At 49.0% G+C, this 6,890-nt stretch carries 5 protein-coding genes; 4 read left to right on the top strand and 1 reads right to left on the bottom strand.

Translation table 11 applies throughout. The features are described from left to right. Nucleotides 1-218 precede the first annotated feature (218 nt). Entirely contained in the window at nt 219-1,247 is a 1,029-nt protein-coding gene (locus BZJ17_RS13060) for a lipoate--protein ligase (RefSeq protein WP_077641013.1), read from the bottom strand. Between the two features lie 373 nt (nt 1,248-1,620). On the opposite strand from BZJ17_RS13060, the gene pheS reads away from it, so the two are divergent. The 4 genes from pheS (at nt 1,621) to BZJ17_RS13040 (ending at nt 6,885) form a co-directional block, all read left to right on the top strand. Beyond that, nucleotides 1,621-2,604 (top strand): phenylalanine--tRNA ligase subunit alpha, encoded by a 984-nt coding sequence (pheS, locus tag BZJ17_RS13055; protein ID WP_077456131.1) that lies wholly within the window; start codon nt 1,621-1,623, stop codon nt 2,602-2,604. Nucleotides 2,605-2,623: 19 nt separating this feature from the next. Beyond that, the gene (gene pheT, locus BZJ17_RS13050; RefSeq protein WP_077641012.1) at nt 2,624-5,026 is read left to right on the top strand and encodes a phenylalanine--tRNA ligase subunit beta; all 2,403 of its coding nucleotides are present in this window, start codon (nt 2,624-2,626) and stop codon (nt 5,024-5,026) included. A gap of 407 nt (nt 5,027-5,433) precedes the next feature. After that, on the top strand, nt 5,434-5,730 hold the full coding sequence (gene ihfA, locus BZJ17_RS13045) for an integration host factor subunit alpha (RefSeq protein ID WP_069587653.1): 297 nt from the start codon (nt 5,434-5,436) through the stop codon (nt 5,728-5,730). Nucleotides 5,731-5,904: 174 nt separating this feature from the next. Beyond that, nucleotides 5,905-6,885: a succinylglutamate desuccinylase gene (locus BZJ17_RS13040; RefSeq protein WP_077641011.1), complete on the top strand. Its 981-nt coding sequence runs from the start codon at nt 5,905-5,907 to the stop codon at nt 6,883-6,885. Nucleotides 6,886-6,890 lie beyond the last annotated feature (5 nt).

Raw genomic sequence — 6,890 nt, 5'->3', positions numbered from 1 at the left:
GTAATGGTTTTTTACCAAAATTAAAATCTATTAATCAATCTCTTTATGAGTCATTTGATTAACTTTCGAGCAGGTAGTTGAAATATTGTGTTTTGAGGATTTCAAAAAAGGCTGCCACCATCATAGTTGGTGTAGCAGCCTCTTAAATCTTTGAGTGGGATCAAAAGAAGGGGGTTTATGTGACGTGTGTCACTATGAAGAGTGCGTTTGGATAGAAATCAGACAATAGCGTTACGTAGCCACAGCGCGATATCTTCGTACATAGTTTGGTGGCTCTGATCGGCATCAGCCCAGCTCATCACAAAGTGATAAAGCTTTTCGTGGTGATACGCTTGCCCCACCATTTGATTGGCCAGTAATTCTAACGGACCGGGCGTCAGGCTGTCGGTAAACAGTTTACAGTCCACAATCTCACCGTGTTTGACGTCCAAGTGTAACTCCACGCCACCCCAATTAAATCGCTCGTCAAAGGTGTGCATAAATTGCGGGCTTTGACCAAAGTTCCATTCCCAACTGCATTGCTTCTCGTAGATAGCATCAAACCCTTCGACGTCAGGTTTTGCTTGGGGAGAAATGTATTCAATCTCAGTGTGCTGACCAAAGTGCGCGAAGAATGCTTGTTTGATGGCGTCACAGACCTTTTCGTGATCCACCGATGGCACAAACTCCGCAATGTTAGCGACGCGAGCGCGGACTGACGTGATACCTTTGGCTTGCAGTTTTTTGGGATCGGGGTTGAGGTAATCACCCAATCGAGATAGATCGGCGTTAATCAACAATGTGCCATGATGAAAACCACGATCTTTGGCTTCTTTATACGCAGAGCCAGAAATTTTACGTTGTCCTTCAGGGGTGTCCATAACCAAGTCGTTGCGTCCACTGGCGGAGGCATTCACGCCAAGCGACTTGAGCGCATCAAGGACGATTTGCGTAGAAATGGATTTATCATAGCCGGGTTTGCCTGCCATGAAGGTGAAGTTAGTATTGCCGAGATCATGAAACACTGCGCCACCGCCACTTTGACGACGCGCTAAGACCACCTTGTCTTCTTCCATCTTTCGCGTATTACATTCGCGCCAAGGATTCTGACCGCGTCCAATGACCACCGTATTGTCATTGCGCCACAAGAACAGGACATTTTGTTGGGCCGACATGGTGCGAAATATGGTGTCTTCCACGGCAAGATTGAACCAAGGGTGAGTGGACGTTGATACAAAAACGCGCAGCGGCAGAGAGTTAGGGTTCATGCAAGGCTCCAATCGGTCAAAAAGCTGGGCAGTAGAATAACAAACTCACTGAGGCGAGCGGGAACAAATAGCAATATAAATCATCTCCGAGTGTCGCTGTGACTGACAACTCTGCTTAAAGAGCAGACAAATTCACTTTTTCTCCGCAAATCAGTGTGGAAAAATCCAACAAAAGTGGTTTAGGGTTTGGCATTAGCCGTGGCATTAATTAGTATGTAAGGTCATTTTTATTACCCGTTCTCTCAGTTAATTGGCATGGTAGTGCAAATCGGCGCTCTGTCAGTTTGCTCAGACAATTGGTAAACCACGATTTCCAACTGGTATGCCACTTCTTTAATCTGGTTGGACAGCCCCACGGGTCGACGAGGAAACAATGCAACAATTAGAAGAAATTCTTGCTAGCGCAACAGCGGCGATCGCCAGTGCCGCATCCGTTGCTGCACTGGATGAGGTCCGGGTGAAATTCCTGGGTAAGAAAGGTGAATTAACCGCGCAATTACAAGCTTTAGGCAAATTGCCTCCGGAAGAGCGTCGTGAAGCAGGTCAAACGATCAACCAAGCGAAGCAAACCGTACAACAAGCGATTGCTGAGCGTAAAAATGCACTTGAGCGCGCCGAGTTGGAAGCGAAGCTTGCGGCTGAAACCATTGATGTCAGCTTGCCGGGCCGTCGTATTGAAAACGGTGGTATTCACCCTGTAACGCGTACTATTGAGCGTATCGAACAGTTTTTTGGTGAGTTAGGCTTTTCTGTTGCCGCAGGCCCAGAAGTCGAAGACGGCTTCCACAACTTTGATGCGTTGAACATTGCTGCGGACCATCCGGCACGCACAGACCATGATACTTTCTTCTTCAACCCAGATCTGATGTTGCGAACCCATACCTCGGGTGTACAAATTCGTACCATGGAAGCGGGTAAGCCACCGTTCCGCATTATTGCGCCGGGCCGTGTTTATCGAAATGATTACGACCAGACCCATACCCCCATGTTCCATCAAGTGGAAGGTTTATTGGTTGATAAAGACATTAACTTCGCTGACCTGAAAGGCGTGTTAAATGACTTTTTGCGTAACTTCTTTGAAGAAGACTTAGAAGTGCGTTTCCGTCCGTCTTACTTCCCGTTTACTGAGCCGTCAGCAGAAGTGGATGTGCGCCGTAAAGGTGGTAAGTGGCTTGAGATTTTAGGCTGTGGCATGGTTCACCCGAATGTCCTACGCGCGGTAAACATTGACCCAGAAGCGTACCAAGGTTTTGCCTTCGGTATCGGGGTAGAGCGCTTGACCATGTTGCGTTATGGCGTGAATGACCTTCGTGCGTTCTTCGAGAACGATCTGCGCTTTTTGAAACAATTTAAGTAATCAGTGGGGCAAGGTAATAATGAAATTCAGTGAATCTTGGCTGAGAGAGTGGGTGAGCCCAGCAAACGACACCGAGGCGCTTGCCCACCAAATCACGATGGCCGGCTTAGAAGTAGACGACATTGCGTCAGTGGCCGGCGACTTTTCCGGCGTAGTGGTTGGCGAAGTGGTTGAGTGTGGTCAGCATCCGGATGCGGATAAACTGCGTGTCACCAAAATCAATGTTGGCGGTGATGAGCTACTTGATATTGTATGTGGTGCGCCAAACTGTCGCCAAGGCTTGAAAGTTGCAGTAGCGACCGTTGGTGCGGTCCTTCCTGGAAACTTTAAGATCAAAAAAGCGAAGCTGCGTGGCCAGCCATCGTTCGGGATGCTGTGCTCTTTTACCGAGCTGGGCATCGATGTGGAATCTGATGGCATTATTGAGCTGCCAACCGATGCACCGATTGGCACCGATATTCGTGAATACTTGTCACTCAATGACGCTGCGATTGATGTTGATTTGACACCCAACCGTGCTGATTGCTTGAGCCTGCGTGGCCTCGCTCGCGAAGTGGGCGTGCTTAATCGCGCCGATGTAGCCGAGCCGACCATTACTCCAGTGGCACCTAGCATTGATGATAAAGTCACGGTACGTATTGATGCGCCTCAGGCATGCCCACGTTACCTCGGCCGTGTCGTTCGCAATGTCAATGTTGGCGCACAAACACCACTTTGGATGCAAGAAAAACTACGTCGCAGCGGCATTCGTGCCATTGATCCTGTTGTTGATGTCACCAACTATGTGATGCTCGAACAAGGTCAGCCGATGCACGCGTTTGACCTCAGCAAAATTGAAGGCGGCATCGTCGTGCGTCTTGCTGAAGAAGGCGAAGCACTGACCTTACTCGATGGCAACGAAGCGAAGCTAAATGCGCAAACACTGGTAATTGCCGATGACCAAAAAGCCTTGGCGATGGCGGGGATTTTTGGTGGTCAAGACTCAGGTGTGACGACGGAGACTCAGGATATCTTATTAGAGTCCGCCTTCTTTGCGCCAGAAGCCATTCGTGGTCGTGCACGTAACTATGGTTTGCATACTGACTCGTCACACCGCTTTGAGCGCGGCGTTGATCCAGCACTGCAAACTGCTGCGATGGAGCGTGCGACTGAACTATTGATCGCGATTTGTGGCGGAGAGGCCGGTGAAATTGTGGTGGGTGAGTCATCTGAGCATCTACCTAAGCGTGACACTGTGACTTTACGCCGCGAGAAGCTTGATCGCCTACTGGGTCATCATATCGACGATGCCACCGTTACCGACATTCTGACCCGTCTTGGCTGTGGCGTCACACAGACGCAGGAAGGTTGGCAGGCGACAGCACCAAGCTGGCGTTTTGATATTGCTATTGAGCAAGACTTGATTGAGGAAGTGGGCCGTATCTATGGATACGACAACATTCCGACGCGCGCACCGAAAGCCGCACTGACTATGCGCGAGCATCAAGAAGCCGCGATGCCGCTAAAACGTGTACGCGATTTGTTGGTTGACCGTGGCTTCCACGAGGCGATTACCTACAGCTTTGTCGAGCCAAAACAGCAAGCGTTGATTGTGCCAGATGTTGAGCCGCTAATCCTGCCAAGCCCAATTTCTGCAGACATGTCAGCCATGCGTTTAAGCCTGCTTCCAGGGCTTTTGAATACGGTAGCGTACAACCAAAAACGCCAACAACCACGCGTGCGTTTGTTTGAGTTTGGTTTACGTTTCACTCCAGAAGGCGATATGACGGGTGCTGTTCGCCAAGAAAATATTCGTCAAGAGCGTATGCTTGCGGGTGTGATTGCTGGTCCTCGTAGCGAGGAGCACTGGGATATGGCAACGGCGACAGCGGATTTCTTTGATTTGAAAGGCGATCTTGAAGCTGTTCTTGAATTGAGCGGTAAGTTGTCTGACTTCCGTTTTGTCGCCGCCAAGCATCCAGCGATGCACCCGGGTCAAACTGCTGCGATTGAATTGGATGGCAAGGTCGTTGGCTATATGGGCACCTTACACCCAGAGCTTGAGCGTGAGTTTGGCTTAAATGGTCGTACCGTGGTGTTTGAGATTGAGTGGCAAGCCATTGACAGCCGCTTTATTCCAGAAGCCGCTGGCCTTTCTAAATTCCCAGCAAACCGCCGTGATATTGCGGTGATTGCCGACCAAACACTCGCGTCTGGTGACGTAGTAGCTGCGTGCTTGGAAAGCGGTAATGCGTTGGTGAAAGGGGCGAAACTGTTTGACCTCTACACTGGCAAAGGGGTGGAAGAAGGTAAGAAAAGCTTGGCGATTGCCCTTACGCTTCAGTCTGATGATCGCACGTTGGAAGAAGCCGATATTAGCGATGCCGTGTCTGGTGTTGTGGCCCATTTATCAGAGAAACTGGGCGTAACTTTGCGTGATTAATCCCACTCTGATTAGAAAAAAGCAGCGGAAACGCTGCTTTTTTTATGCCTAATTGATCTAACATCTATCCGTTTGAAAAGCTGAGTAAATTCACTAAATCTGTATAAAATCCGCTCAGATATTGATAAATTTGCCTAAAATCAGTCACTAATGGATATATGCAAATAGCGTGACTAAAATACGCTTGGTAAGTGGCTGGTAACAAAGGTCAAATTTTTGGACACTGTTCTTGCTTTTGCAACTTAAAAAAGTTGGCGCAAATCAGCCAGTTGGCATACACTTGTTTTGAGTTGGTCCTCAAATATCCCTAAAATACAAGGGCTAAAGACGTGTGGACCACGTGTAGAATGGTGGTGTCGATACTGCGGTATTGCATATGTGTTCAACAATTCTTGAGGGAAAAACCTATGGCGCTCACTAAAGCCGATTTGGCTGAGAACCTGTTTGAAAATATCGGGATTAGCAAACGGGACGCCAAGGAGACAGTCGAAGCGTTTTTCGAAGAAGTTCGTAAAGCACTCGAAAGTGGCGAGCAGGTGAAATTATCAGGTTTTGGTAATTTTGACTTGCGAGACAAGAATGAACGTCCCGGTCGAAACCCTAAAACAGGGGAAGATATTCCAATCACTGCGCGACGCGTTGTGACGTTTCGACCTGGCCAAAAACTAAAAGCACGGGTTGAGAACGCCAAGGTAGAGAAATAAACAGAGCGTTACTCGTGCCAGTGGTGACGATGCCACGGATAAAAAGCCGCGGACCGAAAGGTTGGCGGCTTTTTAATTTGTCTATACATGATCACACTGTGAAGGGAAAACGCTGGGTTTATCGGTTAAGTCACTGTAACGTTTTGTTGTCTAGTTGTAATAAAAGGAAGCATTATGCTGACAACACGTCCTGGTGCCTTTATTGATGCGGCATTGACTGCACCTCACGCCTTTACCCCAGACTCATGGCGAGTTGGCTCGCTGACCTTCAATCACAGCGCGCCCGGTATCATCTCAATCCAACCCGATGCGGCCAACGTTTGCCGTTGTGTGGTGCTATCGTCGGGGATCCATGGAGACGAAACTGCACCGATTGAACTGATTGACCAGCTGCTCGCGGATATGCTCGCAGAGCAATTTACTCCTGATGTACCACTGTTACTGATCATTGGTCATGCTGAGGCGATTAAAGCGCACACTCGTTTTATTGAAGATAACCTCAACCGCTTATTCGGAGGCTGGAATGAGGAAAAAAACGAAGAGCACTACCTTGCCAACCAGCTGCAGAAAGCGGTGAGCGATTTCTTCGCGGCTCAACCGGATAACATGACCCGTTGGCATCTTGATTTACACAGTGCGATTCGTGAGTCCTACCATTATATGTTTGGAGTGATCCCAACCACGCCGACCGAGAAAGACGTGCGCCCATTGGCCGCATTACTCAATGACGCGAAAATGGATGCCACTGTCCTGTCTCAATCACCCTCACCAACCTTTAGTTGGTATAGCGCCAATCACCATGATGCGCTGGCTGCAACCTTAGAAATGGGCCGTGTGGCGCCGTTGTTTGAAAATGATATGCGTGAGTACGAGCCACTTGATCGCACCTTACGGGGCTTGTTAAAAGCCGCTACGTTACCGACTGAGTTGGCGCCGATGCGCTTTTACCGCGTGACTCGAACCTTGACCAAGCACACGGAGCAATTTGCACTCACGTTTCCCTCCACCGCCAAAAACTTTACACCGTTTGAAAAAGGCGTGTTATTGGCGACCGACAAGGGACAAGACTCTATGTGCACGTACCACAAAAAGCCACTGCGTAGCGCTTTTCAAGCCTCACGCCAGTCTGTAAAGTGCGTCACAGAATCAAAATAATGGAT

This window comes from Salinivibrio sp. IB574 (assembly GCF_001996205.1).
Classification (GTDB): domain Bacteria; phylum Pseudomonadota; class Gammaproteobacteria; order Enterobacterales; family Vibrionaceae; genus Salinivibrio; species Salinivibrio proteolyticus.
Note: the sequence above shows the minus strand (reverse complement) of the source record. Positions and strands in the feature narration are given on the sequence as shown.

Excerpts from the sequence above, each read along its gene's own strand:
- BZJ17_RS13060 (WP_077641013.1), bottom strand. The coding sequence starts at position 1,247 with ATGAACCCTAACTCTCTGCCGCTGCGCGTTTTTGTATCAACGTCCACT.
- pheS (WP_077456131.1), top strand. The coding sequence starts at position 1,621 with ATGCAACAATTAGAAGAAATTCTTGCTAGCGCAACAGCGGCGATCGCC.
- pheT (WP_077641012.1), top strand. The coding sequence starts at position 2,624 with ATGAAATTCAGTGAATCTTGGCTGAGAGAGTGGGTGAGCCCAGCAAAC.
- ihfA (WP_069587653.1), top strand. The coding sequence starts at position 5,434 with ATGGCGCTCACTAAAGCCGATTTGGCTGAGAACCTGTTTGAAAATATC.
- BZJ17_RS13040 (WP_077641011.1), top strand. The coding sequence starts at position 5,905 with ATGCTGACAACACGTCCTGGTGCCTTTATTGATGCGGCATTGACTGCA.